Source organism: Micromonospora sp. NPDC048898 (assembly GCF_043198035.1).
In the GTDB taxonomy this organism is placed as follows: domain Bacteria; phylum Actinomycetota; class Actinomycetes; order Mycobacteriales; family Micromonosporaceae; genus Micromonospora.
Genome location: NZ_JBICUF010000001.1, coordinates 984819 through 1004672, shown reverse-complemented (window position 1 = coordinate 1004672; position 19854 = coordinate 984819). Strand labels below are relative to the sequence as shown.

General features: G+C 69.4%; 18 protein-coding genes. 11 read left to right on the top strand and 7 right to left on the bottom strand.

Annotated elements, in window-relative coordinates; translation table 11 throughout:
* Nucleotides 1-344 precede the first annotated feature (344 nt).
* The 3 genes from ACGFIQ_RS04710 to ACGFIQ_RS04700 all read left to right on the top strand — a co-directional run bounded on the left by ACGFIQ_RS04710 (nucleotide 345) and on the right by ACGFIQ_RS04700 (nucleotide 4539).
* The gene (locus ACGFIQ_RS04710) at nucleotides 345-2432 is read left to right on the top strand and encodes a serine hydrolase domain-containing protein (protein ID WP_393239151.1); all 2088 of its coding nucleotides are present in this window, start codon (nucleotides 345-347) and stop codon (nucleotides 2430-2432) included.
* 74 nt (nucleotides 2433-2506) lie between these two features.
* Entirely contained in the window at nucleotides 2507-3847 is a 1341-nt protein-coding gene (locus ACGFIQ_RS04705) for a sensor histidine kinase (RefSeq protein ID WP_393239148.1), read from the top strand.
* A 47-nt stretch (nucleotides 3848-3894) separates the two neighbouring features.
* The gene (locus ACGFIQ_RS04700; RefSeq protein WP_393239145.1) at nucleotides 3895-4539 is read left to right on the top strand and encodes a response regulator; all 645 of its coding nucleotides are present in this window, start codon (nucleotides 3895-3897) and stop codon (nucleotides 4537-4539) included.
* 54 nt (nucleotides 4540-4593) lie between these two features.
* Here the strand turns inward: ACGFIQ_RS04700 and ACGFIQ_RS04695 are convergent, their stop codons facing one another.
* Entirely contained in the window at nucleotides 4594-5508 is a 915-nt protein-coding gene (locus ACGFIQ_RS04695) for a LysR family transcriptional regulator (protein WP_393239142.1), read from the bottom strand.
* Between the two features lie 282 nt (nucleotides 5509-5790).
* Between ACGFIQ_RS04695 and ACGFIQ_RS04690 the strand changes: the two genes are divergently transcribed.
* From ACGFIQ_RS04690 to ACGFIQ_RS04680, 3 genes are read left to right on the top strand one after another with little or no spacing between them, the layout of a single operon-like run.
* A complete protein-coding gene (locus ACGFIQ_RS04690; protein WP_393239139.1) occupies nucleotides 5791-6414 on the top strand; it encodes an NADPH-dependent F420 reductase in 624 nt (207 codons plus the stop codon).
* A gap of 52 nt (nucleotides 6415-6466) precedes the next feature.
* Nucleotides 6467-7408 carry an SDR family oxidoreductase gene (locus ACGFIQ_RS04685; RefSeq protein ID WP_393239136.1) on the top strand — a complete coding sequence of 314 codons (942 nt, stop codon included), beginning with the start codon at nucleotides 6467-6469 and terminating at the stop codon, nucleotides 7406-7408.
* Between the two features lie 53 nt (nucleotides 7409-7461).
* Nucleotides 7462-7881: an NADPH-dependent F420 reductase gene (locus ACGFIQ_RS04680; protein ID WP_393239133.1), complete on the top strand. Its 420-nt coding sequence runs from the start codon at nucleotides 7462-7464 to the stop codon at nucleotides 7879-7881.
* A gap of 72 nt (nucleotides 7882-7953) precedes the next feature.
* Here the strand turns inward: ACGFIQ_RS04680 and ACGFIQ_RS04675 are convergent, their stop codons facing one another.
* Entirely contained in the window at nucleotides 7954-8568 is a 615-nt protein-coding gene (locus tag ACGFIQ_RS04675) for a TetR/AcrR family transcriptional regulator (RefSeq protein ID WP_393239130.1), read from the bottom strand.
* A 107-nt stretch (nucleotides 8569-8675) separates the two neighbouring features.
* Here ACGFIQ_RS04675 and ACGFIQ_RS04670 point away from each other — a divergent pair, with 107 nt between their 5' ends.
* Nucleotides 8676-10928 (top strand): MMPL family transporter, encoded by a 2253-nt coding sequence (locus ACGFIQ_RS04670; protein WP_393239127.1) that lies wholly within the window; start codon nucleotides 8676-8678, stop codon nucleotides 10926-10928.
* A gap of 38 nt (nucleotides 10929-10966) precedes the next feature.
* On the opposite strand, the gene ACGFIQ_RS04665 is transcribed toward ACGFIQ_RS04670, so the two are convergent.
* A complete protein-coding gene (locus ACGFIQ_RS04665; protein ID WP_393239124.1) occupies nucleotides 10967-11815 on the bottom strand; it encodes a helix-turn-helix transcriptional regulator in 849 nt (282 codons plus the stop codon).
* 145 nt (nucleotides 11816-11960) lie between these two features.
* Here ACGFIQ_RS04665 and ACGFIQ_RS04660 point away from each other — a divergent pair, with 145 nt between their 5' ends.
* Complete coding sequence (locus tag ACGFIQ_RS04660; protein ID WP_393239121.1) at nucleotides 11961-12740, top strand: NAD(P)H-dependent oxidoreductase; 780 nt, start codon at nucleotides 11961-11963, stop codon at nucleotides 12738-12740.
* A 192-nt stretch (nucleotides 12741-12932) separates the two neighbouring features.
* Here ACGFIQ_RS04660 and ACGFIQ_RS04655 read toward each other — a convergent pair whose 3' ends face one another.
* The 3 genes from ACGFIQ_RS04655 to ACGFIQ_RS04645 form a co-directional block, all read right to left on the bottom strand.
* Nucleotides 12933-13853 carry a helix-turn-helix domain-containing protein gene (locus ACGFIQ_RS04655; protein ID WP_393239118.1) on the bottom strand — a complete coding sequence of 307 codons (921 nt, stop codon included), beginning with the start codon at nucleotides 13851-13853 and terminating at the stop codon, nucleotides 12933-12935.
* Nucleotides 13854-14119: 266 nt separating this feature from the next.
* Nucleotides 14120-15187, bottom strand: a complete 1068-nt coding sequence (locus ACGFIQ_RS04650; RefSeq protein WP_393239115.1) for a sensor histidine kinase — start codon at nucleotides 15185-15187, stop codon at nucleotides 14120-14122.
* Nucleotides 15174-15833: a response regulator transcription factor gene (locus tag ACGFIQ_RS04645; RefSeq protein WP_393239113.1), complete on the bottom strand. Its 660-nt coding sequence runs from the start codon at nucleotides 15831-15833 to the stop codon at nucleotides 15174-15176. The genes ACGFIQ_RS04650 and ACGFIQ_RS04645 overlap by 14 nt, the downstream gene beginning before the upstream one ends.
* Nucleotides 15834-15921: 88 nt before the next feature.
* Between ACGFIQ_RS04645 and ACGFIQ_RS04640 the strand changes: the two genes are divergently transcribed.
* The 3 genes from ACGFIQ_RS04640 to ACGFIQ_RS04630 all read left to right on the top strand — a co-directional run bounded on the left by ACGFIQ_RS04640 (nucleotide 15922) and on the right by ACGFIQ_RS04630 (nucleotide 18887).
* A complete protein-coding gene (locus ACGFIQ_RS04640) occupies nucleotides 15922-16674 on the top strand; it encodes an ABC transporter ATP-binding protein (RefSeq protein WP_393239110.1) in 753 nt (250 codons plus the stop codon).
* Nucleotides 16671-17714 carry an ABC transporter permease gene (locus tag ACGFIQ_RS04635; RefSeq protein WP_393239107.1) on the top strand — a complete coding sequence of 348 codons (1044 nt, stop codon included), beginning with the start codon at nucleotides 16671-16673 and terminating at the stop codon, nucleotides 17712-17714. Before ACGFIQ_RS04640 ends, ACGFIQ_RS04635 begins: the two co-directional genes overlap by 4 nt.
* Nucleotides 17715-17876: 162 nt before the next feature.
* Complete coding sequence (locus ACGFIQ_RS04630; RefSeq protein ID WP_393239104.1) at nucleotides 17877-18887, top strand: DUF5954 family protein; 1011 nt, start codon at nucleotides 17877-17879, stop codon at nucleotides 18885-18887.
* A 115-nt stretch (nucleotides 18888-19002) separates the two neighbouring features.
* Here ACGFIQ_RS04630 and ACGFIQ_RS04625 read toward each other — a convergent pair whose 3' ends face one another.
* Entirely contained in the window at nucleotides 19003-19809 is an 807-nt protein-coding gene (locus tag ACGFIQ_RS04625; RefSeq protein ID WP_393239101.1) for an SAM-dependent methyltransferase, read from the bottom strand.
* Nucleotides 19810-19854 lie beyond the last annotated feature (45 nt).

Sequence of the window (19854 nt, the reverse complement as noted above, 5' to 3'; positions counted from 1 at the left end):
CGCGACTGGCGTAGCCGCCGCGTGTCGGTGCCGTCGATGGTGCGCCGTCCCGCGCTGGAACTTCCAGAGAGATGGGGTAAGAGGGTCGCACAGCGATCTCTCCGCAGGCTCGGACGTAGGGTCGAGGCCAGGAGGTACGGCAATGGCGAGGTCATCAGGCGCCGGCTGGTTCGCGGTACGCCGATCACCGGCACTACGTCGTTGCCGCGAGCCCGGCCGATCTGCGGGGCCGGTCGGCGGTATGGTCCGGCTTGATCGCTGGTTGAGCCTCCTACTTAAGTCGTAAGTCGAGTGTGGTCCTGCGCCAGATGGCGCGGCGGTGCCGCTGCAGCAGGCTCTCGGGTATGAACCAGAGCGATGCACCAGAGCAGACTCCTTCCCGGTCCTACCTGTCCCGGCCGGCTTTCCGCCTGCGGCGTCTCGGTGCCGCCCTGGCAACCGCGGTCGTCGTCGGGGCGGGCGTCGTCGGCTGCGGTGCCGGTGCCGCGCAGGAGCCGGCCCCGACGAGCGACACCCCGGCGGCAGCCGTCGAACCGGGCGTGCTGAACGCCAGCGACGTGAACGCCTGGCTCGACGAGATGCTCCCGGCCGCGCTGGAAGCCAGTGACATCGCCGGGGCAACGGTCGCCGTCGTCAACGACGGTGGGACCGTCACCACCCGGGGGTACGGCCACGTCGACACTGGTGGCGAGGGCACCGAGCCGGTGCCGGTCGACCCCGAGCAGCACCTGTTCCGGATCGGGTCGGTGTCGAAGCTCGCCACCGCCACCGCCGCGATGCAGCTCGTCCAGGCTGGCAGGGTCGACCTCGACGCCGACATCGCCGGCTACCTCGACTTCGCCATCCCCCGCAACTTCGACGAGCCGATCACCCTGCGGCACCTGCTGACCCACACCGCCGGGTTCGAGGAGCGGATCGCCGGCCTCATCGGCAAGGAAGGCACCGAGGCCGTCCTACGCGACGCTCTGGTCACCGACCCGCCGGAGCAGATCTACCGGCCGGGCACCGTGCCGGCCTACTCCAACTACGGCAACTCGCTCGCCGGATACATCGTCGAACGGGTCAGTGGCATCCCGTTCGAGGAGTACGTCGACCGTAACGTCTTCGACCGCCTCGGCATGACATCGTCCTCATTCGCCCAGCCGCTCCCCGCCGACCTGGCAGGCCGTGTTTCGAACGGATACGACAACGCGTCGTCCCCCGCCGGGTACTTCGAGATCATCGGCACCCCGCCCGCCGGGTCGATGAGCGCCTCGGCCCCGGACATGGCCCGCTTCATGCTCGCCCACCTGGGCGAACCCGTCGGCGACACCCCGATCCTGGACAAGCCGACGCTCGACCTGATGCACCAGCCAGCGCTCGACGCCACCACGCTCGGCACCCTCGCCGGTGCACCCCGGATGACCCTCGGGTTCTTCGACGAGAGCCGCAACGGCCGTCGGATCATCGGCCACGGCGGCGACACCCTCTACTTCCACACCCACCTGCAGATCTACCCGGACGAGGGCGCCGGCCTGTTCATCTCGCTCAACAGCACCGGTACGTCGGGGCTGGCCAACCACAAGCTGCGACAGGAGCTGACGAGAGCCTTCGCCGACCGTTACTTCCCGGCGGTGCCCGGCGCGGCGGCGAACAACGTGCCGGCGACCGAACTGGCCGCCCCGACCACCGACGCCCCGACCACCGACGCCTCGGGCACGGCCGAGCGGGCCGCGATGGCCGCCGGCACCTACGAGAGCTCCCGCGCGATCGAGAGCAACTTCCTGACCGTGATCGGCCTGTCCGGGCGTACCACGGTGAGCGTCCGCGATGACGGCCGGCTGCTGCTCGAACCGCGTCCGATGGCCGATACCGCCGCCGTCTACGAAGAGATCGAGCCCTGGGTCTGGCGCGAGGTGGGCGGCCAGGAGACGATCGCGATGCGAGCGGTCGACGGCCGGGTCGAAGTGATCGGTTTCGACTCCGCGTTCGCCCTGGTGCCCGTCGAGACCGCACGCAGCACCTACCTGGCCATCCCGGTGATCGTCGGCTCGGTGGTCATCCTCCTGCTCACCGTCCTGGCCTGGCCGATCGGGGCGATCGGTCGCCGGCTGCGGCGGCGGGCACCGCGTGATCGGGCTGGACGCACCGCGCGCATCCTGAGCCGCGTCGCAGTCGGCTGCGCCCTGCTCGCGGTCGGCGGCTGGGTGGGAAGCCTGGTGCTCATCATGGGCCTGGAGGATCTCTCCACCGTCTCGATGCGGAGCGTGCAGGTGGCCCAGCTGATCGGCCTGCTCGGGGTGATCCCCGCAGCGGTCCGGCTGGTGGACGACGTCCGCCGGCGGGTCGGCTGGTCGCGGACCGCCGGCAGCGCGCTGGTCCTGCTGGCCCTCGCCGGTACGGGATGGTTCGCCGTCGAGTTCATGCTGCTCTCGCCGAACATCTCCTACTGACGGTCTCGACCGGTCCCTTCCCGACCCACCCCCTCCCGATCCGTCTCGATCTGCGAGCAGAGGATGCTGACACGGTGAACGATCACATCGAGGGCGGCCCGGTCACCGCCGAGCCAACCGGTCCGGCGGACCAGCCCCGGCTGACGAAGCGGGTGGACGTACTGCTCGCCAGCCTCGGGGTGACCGGGCGGTTCGCCCGGGACTGTCTACTCGCGGCCGTCGTCGCCGGGCTGACGTTCACGTTGATGGCGGCTCTGTTCTGGGGCGCGACGTCACCGGGCGAAATCGTGGTCGACCCGGTGCGGGCCTGGCTGCTCGTCGCCCTCGGGGTCGGGCAGGCGCTGCTGCTCTGCCTGCGCCGGGTCCGCCCGCTGCTCTGCCTCGCCGGCATCGTCGGCCTCCAGGTCGCCATGATCGCCCTGTCCCCAGCAGAGGCGACGATCCGGGGATTCGCGCCGTTCGTCGTCGCGTACACCATCGGGGTTCTGCTGCCGGCCCGGACGGCGTTCGTGCTGGTCGGCGCGGCGGTGGCGATCGAGGCGACAGCGGCGTTCGGCACCGCCGCCGTCACGGCGCCGGACCTTCTGCTGTCGGCTGTCGGCCCTGCCGGGTCGAGCGCACTGTCCAATCTCGCTGCGGTCCTCGTCGGCAACTACGTGGCGACCCGCCGACGCTACACGCAGCTGCTACGCCTGCAGGCCGCCGAGGCGGTCCGGGCCCAGCAGGCGAAGGTGCAGGCCGCGCTCGGCGCGGAACGCACCCAGATGGCTCGGGAACTGCACGATGTCGCCGCCCACCACCTGTCCGGCATGGTGGTGCAGGCGGCGGCGGTCCAGCTGCTGATCGACCGGGACCCGGACGCGGCGAAGGCCGGCGTGGCCTGGTTGCGGGCCCAGGGTAAGGAAACCCTGGACAACCTGCGGTTGGTGGTCGGGGTGCTGCGCGGCACCCCGGCCGACGGCAGCGGCGGCGGCGACACGCCCGGCCAGGATGCCGAAGGAAGCGTTCCGGTGCCAGGCTTGGCCGTGCTCGACGACCTGGTCCGGACCGCTCGGGACCTGGGCACGCCGGTCGAGTTCGTGGGCGAGGGGTCGCCGCGGCCGGTGCCGCCGATCGCCGACGTCGCTCTCTATCGGATGGTGCAGGAGTCGCTGTCCAATGCGCGGCAGCACGCGCCGGGCGCGCCGGTGCTGATCACGCTGCGCTACCTGCCGCGAGAGGTGTCGCTGACGGTGGTGAACGGTCCGCCAGCGCGGCGTCCCGAGCCGGCGGCGCGCACCAGCAGCGGAGTCGGGCTGATCGGCATGCGGGAACGGGCGCAGTTGATCCGCGCACGTTTCGCGGCCGGGCCGACGACCGAAGGCGGCTGGTCCGTCACAGCGACGCTGACATCAAAGGGAGGGGACCCGTCGTGACCGGTTCTGGGAATGGGGCCGAGACTGGCGCTGGGATGGTCCGAGTGATGCTGGTCGACGACCAGGCGGTGGTGCGGGCCGGTTTCCGGGTGCTCCTGGCGCAGGCGGACGACATCGAGGTGGTGGCGGAGGCGTCCAGCGGATCGTCCGCGGTGGCGGTGGCTGCCCGGCTGCGCCCCGACGTCATCTGCATGGATGTCCGGATGCCCGGCGGCGACGGGCTCACCGCGACCCGCGAGATCCTCGCCGCCGCGCCCGAGTCGCCGCCAGCCATCCTGGTGGTGACCACGTTCGACCTCGACGAGTACGTCTTCGGCGCACTCGAATCCGGGGCCAGTGGCTTCATCCTCAAGGACTGCGAGCCGGAGGACCTGATCGACGCGATCCGTCGGCTGGCGAACGGGTACGGTCTCGTCGACCAGGTCGTGACCCGCCGGGTGATCTCGGAGTTCGCCCGTCGGCGACCGGCAGCACCGCCCGAGTCCGCGGCGGCGCACCAGCTCACTCCGCGCGAAGCCGAGATCGTACGGTTGCTCGCCAAGGGTCTGTCCAACAACGAGATCGCCGACGAACTCTTCATCGAGACCAGCACGGTCAAGTCACACCTCGGGCGGGCGATGACCAAGATCGGCGTACGGGACCGGGTGCAGACCGTGGTGTGGGCGTACCAGAACGGGTTGGCCTCGAGCTGACAGTCGGTCGAGGACGGGGAGGGTGACGCCGGCGTGCAGCTGTTGTCGGTCGAACTAGTCAACGCGCTTTGAAGCGGTTTCGCCCCCAAGCTGCCACATTTCATAGTTCCCGCATTCTGCTGTGATGTCGGACGTCGCATGCGCCGCGGTGAGGAAGTCGTCGACCAGCGGTGAGGTGCGCGATGCCGCCACCGCGAGGCACACCTGGTCGGGTGCCAGATCTGTGACGGGCACATAGCTGACTTCCGGGTGGGAGTAGAACACGGCTGTCGAACGGGCCAGGAACGAGATGCCCCGACCGGCCGCGACATGTTCGAGCGTCTCGTCCACCCCGCGCACCAGGTATCCGGCGTTGGGGTGCGGGCGCCTGGTGGGCTGTGTGCTCGTGTCGGGATGCCAGAGCACCGGCTCGCCGGCCAGGTCGGTCTCGGTGATCTGTTCCTTGCCGGCGAGTCGGTGGCCGGCGGGCAGCACCGCCACCCGTGGCTCGGTGTACAGCGGGGTGACGTGCAGGCCGGTCTCGTCGATGGGCAGCCGCACGTAGCCGACGTCGATGCGGCCGTCGAGCAGCATCGCGGCCTGGTCGTCGGACTCGATCCGCTGCACGTCCACGATCACGTCCGGGTGCCGGATGGCGAACTCCCGCACCGCCGCGGTGGCCGTGATGCCCGTGCGGAAGCCGACCATCAGCCGCTGGCTGCCACGCGCGGCCACGGTCACCCGGCGGCGGACCGCGTCTGCGGAGGCCAGCAGCGGGCCGGCGTCGGTCAGCAACTGCCTGCCAGCGTCGGTCAGCGCGACGCCGTGGCTGTCCCGGATCAGCAGCGGGGTGCCGAGATCCTGTTCCAGCGCGCGTATCTGCCGGCTGAGCGCCGGCTGCGCGATGTGCAGCTCCTCGGCGGCGCGGCCGAAGTGCAGCCGCTCGGCGACGGCGACGAAGTAGCGCAACTTGCGCAGGTCCAGATCCATGAAGCCCTCCGGTACGGCGATGCCTCCAGGGTATCGCCATCGCTGAAATAGGTCTTGGACACCTGCTCAGACCCGTGACAGCCTCAATAGGTACCCGATGGGCCGGAGCGAATTCGGTACAAGAATCGACATCGGGATTGATGGCAGGTCCCAGAAATGGAATCAGCACGGCATGGATTGGGTCAGGCCCGTCAAGTCACCCGATCGCATCGACGACACCACCGTCAACAAAAACGGGGTGGGCGTCTGCCCAGATATTCCACTTCAGAAAGCAGGCACTCCATGAGCAGTATCAGCATTATCGGCCTGGGGGGTATGGGTCGCGCCATAAGCGCCCGCGCGGTCGAGGGCGGCCACGCCGTCGAGGTCATCGGTCGCGACGCAGCCAAGGCCAAGGATCTGGCCGCCGCGCTCGGCGGCGGCGCCACGGCCGGGACATTCGGCACCGCCCCAGCCGGCGACATCGTCATCCTCGCCGTGCCGAACGCCAGCGCCGTGCCGGTCGTCGTCCAGTACGGCAACGCACTGGCCGACAAGGTCATCATCGACATCACCAACCCCATGAAAGCCGATGCGAGCGGGCTGACCACCGCCGACGGCACGTCCGCCGCGCAGGAGATCGCCGAGGCCGCCCCGGCGAGCGCACATGTCGTGAAGGCGTTCAACACCGTCTTCGGCCACATCCTGGCCCCGGGCCGCCCACTGGACGTGCTCTTTGCCGGCGACGACGCGCGGGCCAAGGCGAGCGTATCGGCGTTCATCGAGAGCCTCGGGTTGCGTCCCCTGGATGCCGGCGGCCTGGAGATGGCGCACTGGCTGGAGGGGACGGGTCTGCTGATGGTCAGCCTGGCCCGCCACGGCGTGGGGGACTTCAACTTCGCCCTCGGCGTCAGCAATCTCGGCTGAGCAGACCGGCACCGCCACTTTTCACGTCACCTCATTCATAAGGAACAGCAGCATGCGCGTTTTCGTCACTGGCGGGACCGGCCATACCGGTTCGTACATCGTCCCCGAGCTCATCGCCGCCGGGCACGAGGTCACCGGCCTGGCCCGGTCGGACACTGCCGCATCGGCGCTGTTCGCGCTCGGCGCGAAGGTTCGCCGCGGCGACCTCCAGGACCTCGACGGGCTCAAGGAGGCGGCTGCGGACTCCGACGGTGTCATCCACGTCGCGCACAGGCAAGACCTGCTTTTCTCCGGCGGGATCCACGCCGTGGCCGCAGCGGAGGTCCCGATCATGCTCGCCTACGGCGAGGCACTGGCGGGAACCGGAAAGCCGCTTGTCGCGGCGGGGAGCATCGGCTCGCCCGGGCAGGGATTCCTGGGCCGGACGGCCACCGAGGAGGACCCCGCCCTCCCCAGCGGCGATGAGCACAGGGGCACCCTGCGGGCTCGTAACGTCGTGGAAACCACAGTGGTCGGCCTCGCCGAGCGGGGAGTGCGGTCTTCGGTCGTGCGGATTGCCAACATCGCGCACGGCACGACCGATCGTGCCGGCTTCCTCCCGACGCTGATCGCGCTCGCGAAGGAGAAGGGCTTCGTCGGCTACCCCGCAGACGGCGCGAACCTGTGGAACGCCGTGCACATCCGCGATGTCGCCTCCTTGTTCCGCCTGGCGCTGGAGAAGGGCCCGGCCGGCAGATACTGGCACGCGGTCGATGACGGGGGCATCCCGTTCCGCGAGATCGCCGAGGCCATTGGCCACCGTCTGGGCCTGCCCGCCGTGAGTGTTCCCGTAGACGAACTGGTGCTGCCGGGGTATTTCGGGTTCCTCGCGAACATCGTCACGCAGAGCTACCCGGCGTCCAACCGCATCACCCGCCAGATCCTCGGCTGGGAACCCACCCAGCCCCGCCTGCTCGCCGATCTGGGCAATGGCCACTACTTCTCGGCCAGCTGAGAGTCGCGACGAGTCCGACACATGAAAAGGAGGACGGCTCAGATATGACTACTGTGGGATTCATCGGCAGCGGCGCCATCGGCAGCGCCATCGCGCGGCTCGCCGTCGAGGCTGGGCATCAGGTCGTGCTCAGCAACTCACGCGGGCCCGAAACGCTCGCTGACATGGCCGCGGAACTGGGTCCACGGGCGTCCGCGGCAACCAGCGGGGAAGCCGCGGCAGCCGGTGCCATCGTCGTGATCGCGGTGCCGGTCAAGGCCTTCCCCCACGTGCCCGCCGCGTCACTGGCCGGGAGGACGGTCATCGACACGTGCAACTACGGCCCCGAGCGTGACGGGCCCATCCCCGAGCTCGACAACAAGTCGCTCACCTCAAGCGAGCTGCTGCGGCGGCACCTCCCGGACACAATTTGGAGCCTCACGATCACCTGCATGGGCGTCGGGTGCGCGAACAGCATGTCGGGCGGCGGGTAGTTGTCGGTCCTTCCGGTGCGGTGAGCGGAGTGGAGAGCCCCTGGCTGAGGTACGGGACATCACAGCTCTGCCTCAGTGGGCCTCGATCGGGAGGACGTAGCCGTGCAGCGCCTTCTTCAGCTCGGCGATCAGGGCGTTCCGCTCGGCTCCCTGTGCCGCCACGATGGGCGGCATCATGGCCACAACGATGCGCACCGCCACCATGGCGGCGAGGTTCCGTTCGGCGGCGGGCAGCCGGGGGGAACGGGCTCCGATGATAGCCGCTACCCTGTCGACCACCGCCTGTTGCAGCGGACGCGCCACCCCTTGCAGGCGGGCCGGCAGGTCGGTGTTCGCCATCAGTGCCTTCGCACCCGGGTTTGCCAGGTTGAACGCGATGAGCGGGTCCACCATCCGATCGATCACCTCGTGCAACGTCAGGTCGGTGACCTGCGCCAGGTCGAACGCCGAGGAGTGCGCAGCCCGCATCTGCTCTAGCAGCCGGGCGGAGAGCGCCTCCGCGATCGCCTCCTTGTTCGGGAAGAACTGATACAGCGAACCGGGCGAGATGCCGGCACGGGCGGCGATGGCGTTGGTACTCGTCCCCTCGTACCCGTTCTGTGCAAACAGGGCGAGCGCCGCGTCGAGGATGTCGGCGATCCGCTGCCGCCCCCGCGCCTGCCGCTTGACCGAATGCGCCTCAGTCACCCGTACCCCTTCGCGTTGCGGACAGTGCCTTGACTAATGCGAGTGGCCGCTCGTATTGTCAAAATACGGGCGACCGCTCGTGTTTTGACGCTAGCAGAGGACCGTGCATGTCACCACTGCACCGGCTGGGCGCGTACATTGCCCGCCATCGTCGGCTCACGCTCGTCACCGGTCTGATCGTGACCCTGGCGTTTGCCGCTGTCGGGGCCGGCGCCATGGGCGTTCTGGTGCTCAGCCGTTGGGAGGCGCCCGGCACCGAGTCGGTTCACGCCCAGGAGGTGCTGCGCCGGGACTTCGACACCGGTAACGCGAACCTCATCCTGCTGATCACCGCCCACAGCGGCACCGTAGACGACCCGGCGACCCGCGCCGCCGCTCAGCAACTCTCCGACGGCCTGCGGAGCCGGCCACTCGTCGCCGACGTGTGGTCGTACTGGACGGAGGGGGGTGACCCGATGCTGCGCGGCTCGGACGGCCGGCAGGCGCTGGTCCTCGCCCACGTCGAAGGCGACGCCACGACCGCGCGCGCGGAGATCAGGGAACGGCTGCTGCCCGCATTCACGCGCACCTCAGAGACGATCCACGTGCAGGTGGCCGGCGCGGAAGCGGCGTCCGCCCAGATAAGCCAGCAGGCGACGATGGACTTCGTCCGAGCGGAGATACTGATCATTCCCCTGATGGTCATCCTGCTGTGCGCGCTGTACCGGCGGGTACGGCTGGCCCTGCTCACCCTCGGCATCGGACTGTTCGCCGTGTTCGGCACCCTGGCCGGGCTCCGACTGCTGGCCGGAGTCACCGAGGTGTCGACGTTCGCCGCCAACATCACGCTGGTCATGGGCATCGGTCTCGGCGTCGACTACAGCCTCTTCGTCATCGCGCGGTTCCGCGAAGAACTGGCCGCCGGCGCGCGGACACCAGACGCGGTGGCGACGACGGTCCGCACCGCCGGCCGTACCGTCATCTTCAGCGGGCTCACGGTCGCCGCCTCCCTGTCGGCGCTGCTCGTGTTCCCGTACCCCTTCCTGCGCTCCTTCGCCTACGCGGGCGTCCTGGTCGTCGCGATGGCGGTGCTCGGCTCGCTGACCCTGCTGCCCGGGGCGCTCGCCGTGCTCGGCCCCCGGGCGATGCCCCGCGGCGCATCGCCCGGCGCGGTCAGTGGCCGGCGCTGGTACGGCTTCGGTGCCCGCGTGATGCGACGGCCGCTGCTGTTCGGCACCGCCGGGCTCGTCCTGATCGCGGTGCTCGGCGCGCCGGCGCTGGGGCTACGGATCGGCCTGCCCGACGACCGGGTGTTGCCGCCGTCGGCGTCCACCCGCCAGGCGTACGACGAGCTACGGGCCAACTTCGCCCAGGAGGCGAACGACGCCATTCACATCCTCGCCCCAGCCGGACGCCCGGACGCCAGGGCCGCCGACTACGCCGCCCGACTCTCGCGCATCGACGGCATCGCGCAGGTCAACTCGGCCGTCGGCGTCTTCGTCGACGGTACGCTGGCACGCCCGGCACCGAAACCAGAACGGTTGACCACTGCCACGGGCACCCGTCTGGAGGCGATCCCGACCCGCCACGTGCTCGCCGGTACCGAGGTCTCCGAACTCGTCGAGCGGATCCGGGCCGAGCCGGCGCCGTTCGAGCGCGTGCTGGTCGGCGGGTACCCGGCCGAGTTGACCGACTTCCGCTCCACCTTGATGGAACGGGTGCCGCTGGTCGCCGCGCTGATCCTCGCCATCACGTTCGTGCTGCTGTTCCTGATGTCGGGCAGTCTGCTCATCCCGGTCAAGGCCACCGTGCTGAACCTGCTCAGCCTCTCCGTCATGTTCGGCGCGCTGGTGTTCGTCTTCCAAGAAGGAGCGTTCTCGTCACTGCTCGGCTTCACGCCGATCGGCACTCTCGACCCCGCCTTCCCGATCCTGATGTTCTGCGTCGCCTACGGACTATCCATGGACTACGAGGTGTTCATGCTCTCCCGGATCAAGGAGCGGTACGAGGCCACCGGCGACAACACCCGAGCGGTGCTGGAGGGGTTGCAGCGTAGTGCTCCCCTGATCACCTCTGCCGCCGTCATCCTGGCCGTGTCATTCTCCCTCTACGCCACCGGCAGGGTCATGTACCTCCAGATGATCGGCATCGGCATCGCGATCGCGATCCTGATCGACGCGACCATCATCCGCGCCATGCTGGTGCCGGCATTCATGCGCCTCGCCGGGCGAGCCAACTGGTGGGCCCCCGCCCCGCTGCGACGACTCCAACGCCGGCTCGACCCGCACGCCTCTGTCCCACCAGCCACTGTCGTGGATCCCCGGTCGGAACGGACCTCCGCTTCGTCGAAACCTTCTCGGCGCCCTGAGTTCATGACGTAAGCGCCACAGAAGTGAAGGCTTTGCGCCTATATTGCGGCTCATGACGCATTCATTACCCGTGAGCCTTTCCCTGTGGGATTCCCGTCACTATTAAGCGCGCCCAGCAGGCGCAGCCCGTCTTCGGTAGAACTCCCCGATGTCGCCGACAGGACTAGCAGCTCCATGCCTGACTCATCCGGCAGTGCGAAGTTCTCCTGATGCAGTTCCAGTAGTCCGACCAGCGGGTGCCGGTACGCCTTGCGTCCATGTGTGCGGGCGCTCACGTCCGCGCGGGCCCAGAGGCGGCGGAAGCGCTCGCTGCCCATTGCCAGCTCGCCGATAAGCGAGGCCAGGCGTGGGTCGTCGGGGTACTTCCCGGCCGCCAAGCGCAGGTGCCCGACCACGTCGAGGGTGCATTTCTCCCAGTCGGCGTACAGGCCGCGATCGGCCTCCTCGAGGAAGATGTGCCGAGCGGTGTTCAAGCCCGGCATCTCCCGGCCGTAGAGGAGCCTAGCGAGGCGATTCCCGGCGGCCACGTCCAGCCGGTGGTCCATGATCAGGGCGGGCGCGTCGGTGACCAGGTCGAGCACGCGCAGCAACTCCGGCCGTAGGCGCCCGCTGGGCGACTTCGCGCGGCGGCGGCGCTGCCGGGCGAGCCGGTACAGGTGCCCGCGTTCGGTCTCGTCGAGGCCGAGAACGCGGACGAGCGCGTCGAGGACCTGCTCAGAGGGCTGGGTGGCCCGGCCCTGCTCCAAGCGTACGTAGTAGTCGACGCTGACCCCGGACAGGTGCGCGACCTCTTCGCGGCGCAGCCCTTCGACACGACGGCGGCTGTCGGTGGGGATGCCGACGGCGGAAGGGTCGATCCGGGAGCGCCGGGTGCGCAGGAAGCCCGCGAGATCGTCCATGCCCCCAGTATGACTTGGGTAACGCACGTCAACGTGGTCCTGCCATTACCAGGAAGTCCCGTCCGATGGAAGAGCCGCCCCCTGAACGACGCGGCCTCGGCGGTCGAGCATCTATGGCGACACACCTCGTTTGAAGGGAACAGCCATGAAGACGCTCATCGTCTACACCCACCCCGAGCCGCGTTCGCTGAACGGCTCACTGAAGGACCTCGCCGTGTCCACGCTCGAAACAGCCGGGCACGAGGTGCGGGTGAGCGACCTGTACGCGATGAACTGGAAGGCCGTGGTGGACGCGACGGACTTCGGCGAGCACGCCACGAGCCCGCTGCAGGTGATACCAAGTTCGGGCGGGGCGACCGACGCCGGCGCGCTCACGGCCGACGTGGCGGCCGAGCAGGAGAAGCTGCTGTGGGCCGACAGGGTGGTCTTCCAGTTCCCGATGTGGTGGTACACGATGCCGGCGATCCTCAAAGGCTGGGTGGACCGGGTGTTCTCCTTCCGCTTCGCGTACGGCGTCGGAGTGCACGACGAGACCCGGTACGGCGAGCGTTTCGGTGAGGGGACGCTGCAGGGGCGGCGGGCGATCCTGTCGGTGACCGTCGGGGGCCCGGAGTCCCACTACACCGATCGCGGGATCAACGGCCCGATCGAGGACCTGCTGTTCCCGATCCACCACGGGATCCTTTACTACCCGGGCTTGGAGGTGCTGCCGCCGTTCGTGCTGTACGGCACCGACAAGATCACCGGCGGCGACTTTGAGGACGCCGCGAAGGCGTGGAAGGAGCGGCTGCTGTCGCTGGAGACGACCGAGCCGATTCCGTTTCGGCGCCAGAACTTCGGTGACTACGAGATCCCGTCGCTGCGGTTGAAGGAGGGCCTGGAAGTGCCAGGCCGCAAGGGCTTCGGCCTGCACGTGCGAGGTTAGCCGTCGGTGAGGGGACAGGCAGTCAAGACCAATCTGGGCGTGACCACGCGAATGTGAATCGGCCGTGAGTCGCGTAGTGCGGTAGACGTGTCGATGCGATTCGCGGCCGATGGCACCGTGGCTGCTTCCCTCGGCGAGCGCACCCGGACGGCGGCATGAGAGTGTGAGGGGCGGGGAGCACCGGGCTGGCTGTCAGTTCGGTGTCCGTTGGGTGTCACGCATGGGCTGGGCGATTTCGGTTTCCCAGGTTGCCGGGTCGGGGCGTTCCCCGGGATCGGTCAGGTACGTCTCCCATGGCGCTCCCGCCGCCGACAGTTGCTGGTCACGCATCCACTTCTCGATCTCCTGGTAAGACTCGGGCAGGCTGTCGTAGGGTCCTCGATGAATGGCCACCACCGCCCGCCCCGCGGGAATGGTGATTGCCTCGATCCCGTCGCTGAGTGCCGTTGCCGGGGGTTCGGCGATCGTTATACCGCCCTCGATGACGAGTGACCCCATTCCTACCTCGGGATAGCGGGCGAACGGCGGCCCGGTGATGGCCAGGCCGTGCTGCTGGGCGTAGTCGAAAACCGTGGGAAGGCACTCGGCGAGCGCGGCCGCGATCTCGTCGCGGGTGATCCGTCGACGTATCACGAGGGCGTGGAAGGCGGGCACGTCACGAACCGAGATTTGCAAGGGCACAGCCGGTTTCCTTTCGGTGATGCGCAGGTGGTACAGGCTGATGCAGGGTGCCGTCGAGGTCACCGCCGAGGCGTGCATTGCGGCGATACGCCGGCCGGCCACGTGCAAGCCGCGGGCGCGGTAGCGCAGCGGGCTGTGATCGAGGTGGCGTGTGAAGGCCCGGGTGAAGACCTCGTGGCTGGCGAATCCGTGGTCGGCGGCGATCGCCGACACGCGACGGTCGTTGGACAGCAGGTCGGCCGCGGCGCGGGCCAGCCGTACCCGCGTGGTGTATGCCTTCGGGGTTTCGCCGACCAGTCGCCGGAACCGGCGGTGCAGATCAAACCGGGACCGGCGCGCCCACACCGCCAGCATCGGCAGCGAGACGTCTCCCCCCAGCCGGGAGTTGACGGCGGCGAGGAGCTGGAGCAACTCTCTGGTTCCCGACGACACGGTGGGACGGTACCCCTCGCCGGGCACCACCACTTGACGATTCTTGCGCGGTTACCGGGCAGATCCGTGCAGTCATCTCGGCTACTTGTTCCGGACGTCGACCGTCACGATCGCAACTGGCTCGTCGAGCGGCGGTACATACACCTGCACAGCCTGGCGGCCCTGGGCCGGCCGCCTGTCGCCCCCTGGACCTCCACCGCGCCATCTGCCCATCGGCGGACGCTCTGGACCGGTGCCCGGCGGCTCACTGAGAAAGACGAGTTCGGTCAGGTGGCTGCGAAGCTGACCGTGACGGTGAGGCCGCCGTCCGGGTTTGGCATCACTCGCAGATCCGCCCCGTGACTGTCAGCGATAGCACCAACGATCGCCAACCCCAAGCCGCTGCTTTCGCTCTGCATTCGCGGCGCGGCGAGGCGATGGAACGGCCTCAGGATCCGGTCGACGGCGTCCTCCGGCACCATCGGACCGGTGTTGCTGATCGCGATTACCGCCCGTGTCCCACGTGAGCGCGTCTCGACATCGACCCGTCCGTCGTCGAGGTTGTAGCGGATCGCGTTGTCCAGCAGGTTGCCGATCAGGCTGGCGAGCAGCGTCGGATCGGCGCGTGCCACGACGGCCGACTGTATGTCGGTGCGAATGGTGAGGCCGGCGGCTGCGGACCCGCGTGCCGTCATCACCTCGGTGGTGAGCATGGCCAAGTCGACCGGCTCGCTGGCGGTGAGGCCCTGCTGGCCCTGCGCCAGCATCAGCAGGGCGGCGACCAGCCGCTCCAGTTGGTCCCCGATGCGCAACAGATCCTCGTACACGGCGCGCATCGTCGTCGCGTCGGCGTCTGGATCGACGAGCGTGACCTGGATCAGCGCCCGCTGGGCGGTCAGCGGTGTCCGCAGTTCGTGTGAGGCGTCGGCGACGAAGCGGCGTTGTGCGGCATAGGCGACGTCGAGCCGGGTGTAGAGCCCGGCAAGCGCGGTGGACAGGTCGGCGAACTCCGCGTACCGGCCGGGTTCGCCGTGTTCGGGGAGCCGGTCGGCGGTGGCGCCCTTGGCTGCGGAGGTGAGTTCCCGTAGCGGTCGCAACGCTCGTCCGGCGAGCGCCCATCCGATCGGAGCAGCCACGAGCGCTACCACGATCAACCCCACGAGGACAGCCACGAGTACCGGCCCGGTGTTGCTCACGGTTTCTGCGCCAGCAGCGGCACCGACCGCGTGGGTGGACCGGCCTGCCCAGGCGGCGAGGCCGACGACTGCCACCGGTACGGCGCCCAGGACGACCGCCACCGTGGCGTACAGCAACGCGAGTCGGGTACGTAGCCGCGGCTGCTCAGTCGCCGACACGGTAGCCGCCCTCGCGGACCGTCGTGATGATCGGCGGCTCGCCGAGTTTGGCCCGGAGCCGGCCGAGCGTGGTCTTGACCGTGGTGGTGAACGGGTTGGCGGCCTCGTCCCAGACGTGGTCGAGCAGGTCCTCGGCGGACACCACCAGACCGGGATGAGCCAGCAGGTGCGCCAGCACGGCGAACTCCTTCGGGCTGACGGCCACCGGCTGGCCCGCGCGGGTGACGGTCCGGCGGGCCGGGTTCAGCTCCACGTCGGCACAGCGCAGCACCGGAGGCACGGGCGGGCCGCAACGGCGGGCGAGTGCCCGGACCCGGGCCACGAGTTCCGGAAAGTCGAACGGCTTGGTCAGGTAGTCGTCGGCACCGAGATCGAGCCCGTGTACCCGGTCGGCGAGCGTGCCTGCGGCGGTGAGCATCAGGACCCTGGCGGGTAGGCGGCGCTCGCCGACGCGTCGGCACACGTCGTCACCGGAGACGGTCGGCAGGTCGCGGTCGAGCACCACCACGTCGTACGGCGTGAGGTCCAGGCGTTCCAGCGCCTGGCCTCCGTCGGTGACGACATCGACGGCCATTCGTTCGCGGCGCAGCCCGGCCCCGATCGTGTGGGCGAGCAACTCGTGATCCTCGACGACCAGCACCCGCATCGACCCAGTATGGCGGCGTACCGGTGACAGAACGGTGACAGGCGCTTGTGACCGGGCTGTCACCGGCGCTGACGTAGAAATCGACGGCATGATCCTGGAAACCGAAGCGCTCGGCAAGAGGTACCGGCGACGTTGGGCGTTGCGCGACTGCACGTTGGCCGTACCCGAGGGCGCGATCGTCGGCCTGGTCGGACCGAACGGCGCCGGCAAGACGACCCTGCTGCAGCTGATCGTGGGCCTGCTACCGCCGACGGCGGGTGCGGTGCGGGTGCTCGGCGGCACCGCTGGTGAGGCGATGCGGTCGGGTCGGGTCGGGTTCGTCGCGCAGGACGCGCCGACGTATTCCGGCCTGACCGTCGCCGACCATCTGAGCCTGGGTGCGGGCCTCAATTCCCACCGTTGGGACGCAGTCGCGGCAAGGGAGCGGGTGGAACGGCTGGGACTGCCGCCCCGGCGGCGAGTCGGACGTCTCTCCGGCGGCCAACGCGCCCAGTTGGCGCTCACGCTCGCCCTGTCGAAACGCCCCGACCTCCTGGTCCTTGATGAACCGGTGGCCAGCCTCGATCCGCTCGCGCGGCGTGCGTTCCTGGACGAAACGGTGGCGACCGCGACGGCCACCGGCAGCGCGGTGGTGCTCTCCACGCACCTGGTCGCCGATCTGGCCCACATCTGCACCGACGTGGTGGTCGTCGCCGGGGGCCAGATCCGGCTCGCCACCGCGATCGCCGGTCTGTGCGGCACCCCGGCCGAGCTGGAGCGCGTGGTCCTTGACCAGCTCGGCCGGGCGACCGACGAGGGGCACCCGAACCACATCGCCACGACGACGGGGGAGGTCCCATGATCCGCCTCGCGCTCCGCCAGTTCCGGACGTCGACGTGGACCGCGGTGCTCGGGCTCGTGGCCGTCGCCGCAGTAGCCCTGGCGACCCGGCCGCACTTCGCCGACGCCGCGGCAGCCGCACAGCGCGCCTGCGGATCGGACCCCCACTGCCCCGCCCTCACCGCGTTCGTACTCGACAACACGACCCCGCGGACCGTCTTCGGTCTCGTCGTGACCGTGGCACCCGCGCTGATCGGCGCGTTCTGGGGTGCGCCGCTGGTCGCTCGGGAGTTCGAGGCCGGCACCTACCGACTGGTCTGGACACAGAGCATCAGCCGGAGCCGCTGGCTGGCGGTGAAGCTGGCGGTCGTCGGCACCGCGACCGTCGTGGCGACCGCGCTGCTCAGCGCGCTCGTCACGTGGTGGGCCACACCGCTGGACCGCGCGGCCGCGGCGGTTTACGGCACCTTCGACCAACGCGACCTCGTGCCGATCGGGTACGCGCTGTTCGCCTTCGCGTTCGGCGTGACCGCAGGCTTGGTCACTCGCCGGACGCTGCCGGCGATGGTCCTGACCCTGGCCGGTCTGCTGACAGTCCGGATCATGGTGGCCGAGTGGATCCGACCGCTCCTGGTCGCTCCGCGGGTGGTGTCCATGCCGCTCGACCCCGCCACGACCGGGTACGGCTCGGGCGGGAACATCCTGTTTGGCGTCGGGCCGAGCGCACTGGAACCAACGACGCCGGACATCCCGAACGCCTGGATCCAGTCCGTCCGCGTCGTCGACGCCGCCGGCCTTCCGCTCACCGACCAGGTGCTGCGGGCGACCTGCCCGGGTCTCGGCGAAGGGCCCCAAGGCCCGGCCGGCCCGGCTTCGGAAGCCGCTCGGCAGCGGATGCACGACTGCGTCAGGCGGATCGGCGAGAACTACCACGAGGTTGTCACCTACCAACCCGGCGACCGCTACTGGACGTTTCAATGGTGGGAGTTGGCGCTGTTCGTCCTGCTCACGGTGCTTCTCTGCGGGTACGCGTACTACCGCCTGCGTCGTTTCCGGGGCTGACGTTCGGACCGACGCGTGTGGTGCTGTGACGTTCGAGGACGGGAGCGCCGCAGCCAAGCCTGACGTGCGCAACGTGATGGGTTGCAGACCACACGACGATGTCTGTCAGCCACTGCGGCGGTGCGAGTCTGCACTTCGGCAGCTGGGCGACACAATGCGTACATGACGTATCACGATGAGCGGGTGCCTGATCATCTGCTGGTCAGGATCGAGCAGCGGGACGATCCGGTGTCGGAGCTCTCCGAGGACGACGCCCGGGAGCGATCATTTGCTTATCCGACGCTGATGTGGGGTCTGCCGGTCTTCGGTTTCGTCGAGCAGGTCGACGGTCGGTGGCGGCTGCTCCAGCTCGGTGACGATGAGCCCCAGCATGCCCGCGACGGCCTTGCGTCGCACTTCCGGAAGCTGCACAGCGCGCTGCCGGAGACCGACGAGCACGCGACCGAGAGAGCGGAGTACGAGACGGCGTACGAGCTGCTCGACTGGGAGCCGCTCGACGAGCTCACCGTCAACGGCCGCCGCTACCGGATCATCCGCGCCCAGCCGTTCATCCGGATGGGCCCGGACGGGCCGGAGCCGCCTCGGCCCACCGACCCGGACCCCTACCCGCCGGGCCAGGCGGAGCGGGGCAGCTCGCCGATGGAGGGGTTCGTCATCGACCCGACCGCGGGTACCGGGCTCACCGACGGGCTCGTCCGGATGGAGATGATTTCGGGCTACCTGCAGACCGACGTCGTCGGCGCGGATGTCCGCGCCGACTCTCGCCTCGCGGTGAGCACCCACCCCAACGTGGTTCTCCTCCCGGTCGAGTACACCATCGGGGCGTATGTCGGTGGCGGTTGGCGACCCCGAACGGCGGTTACCTATCCGACGCCGCAGGCGGCACGGGACGCGGGTTCCTTCTCCGTGGGTTCCTTCGCCCCGGGCGAGAATGCCCCGATCGAGGAGGTCATGGCGGCGTACGAGCGCGCGCGGGCCGCGCACCGGCCGCCGTCCACAGACGACTTCGAGGTGCAGGGCGTGCCGTGCCGGGTGACCCGGGTCGAGACCTTCGTCCGGGTCGGTCCGGACGGGCCGGAAGGGCCGCGCCCCTCGGACCTCGATTCGTATCCACCGCCCGCCCGGCAGGTCCACGATCTCCGCGAGCAGGGTCTGATGCCCGACCCGGACTGATCCGACCCGGTGGGGATCGGCGGCCCGCGCAGTGCACTCGCTGGGACGGGCAGCCGTCCCTGCTCTGCGTCCGGTTCTCGGACCGGGCGAGGATCGCAACGTGCGGAGGCTCAGCTCAGCCGACGCGGCCGACGCCGCCGAACAGGTAGACCTCCGGCTCGTCGGACTCTGGGTCGGGGCGCCAGCGCGAGCACGTAACGACGCCGGGCTCCAGCAGATCCAGCCCGTCGAAGAAGCGTTCGAGCTCCGTCTTCGTCCTGGCGCGGATTGGCGTGCCGCCGCGCTCGGTGGTTTCCCGCATCACGCGCAGCATCGGCTCGCCGTGGATCTCCGCGGTGGAGTGGGTGAGCACCAGGTGGCTACCGGTGGGCATCGCCTGCACCAGTTGCGCGACGGAGCCGTACGCCACGTCGTCGTCCATGAGGTGGTTGACGACGCCGAGGAGCATGAGCCCGATCGGCTGCGAGAAGTCGAGCGTCTGCCGCGCGGACGCGAGTATCGTGTCCGGCTGCCGCAGATCGGCTTCGACGTAGTCGCACCTGCCTTCGGGCGCGCTGGTCAGGAGCGCACGCGCATGCGCCATGACGAGCGGGTCGTTGTCGATGTAGACCACCCGGCAGCGCGGGTCGAGGGACTGCGCGACCTCGTGGGTGTTGTCCGCCGAGGGGAGCCCGGTGCCGACGTCGAGGAACTGACGGATGCCGGCATCCTCGACGAGGAACCGGACCACGCGCTTGAGGAACGCGCGCTCGGACTTGGCCCCGATGGGGATGTCCGGGATGTGCGCGATCACCCCATCGCCGGCGGCCCGGTCGACCGCGAAGTTGTCCTTGCCGCCGAGCCAGTAGTTCCAGATCCGCGCCGAGTGCGGAACCGTGGTGTCCAACTTGGAGCCTGACGGGAACTCCCGGTCCTCGGTCATGCGGGCATTCTTCCGCACGGAAGGCTCGGTGACGCAAGTGGGGCG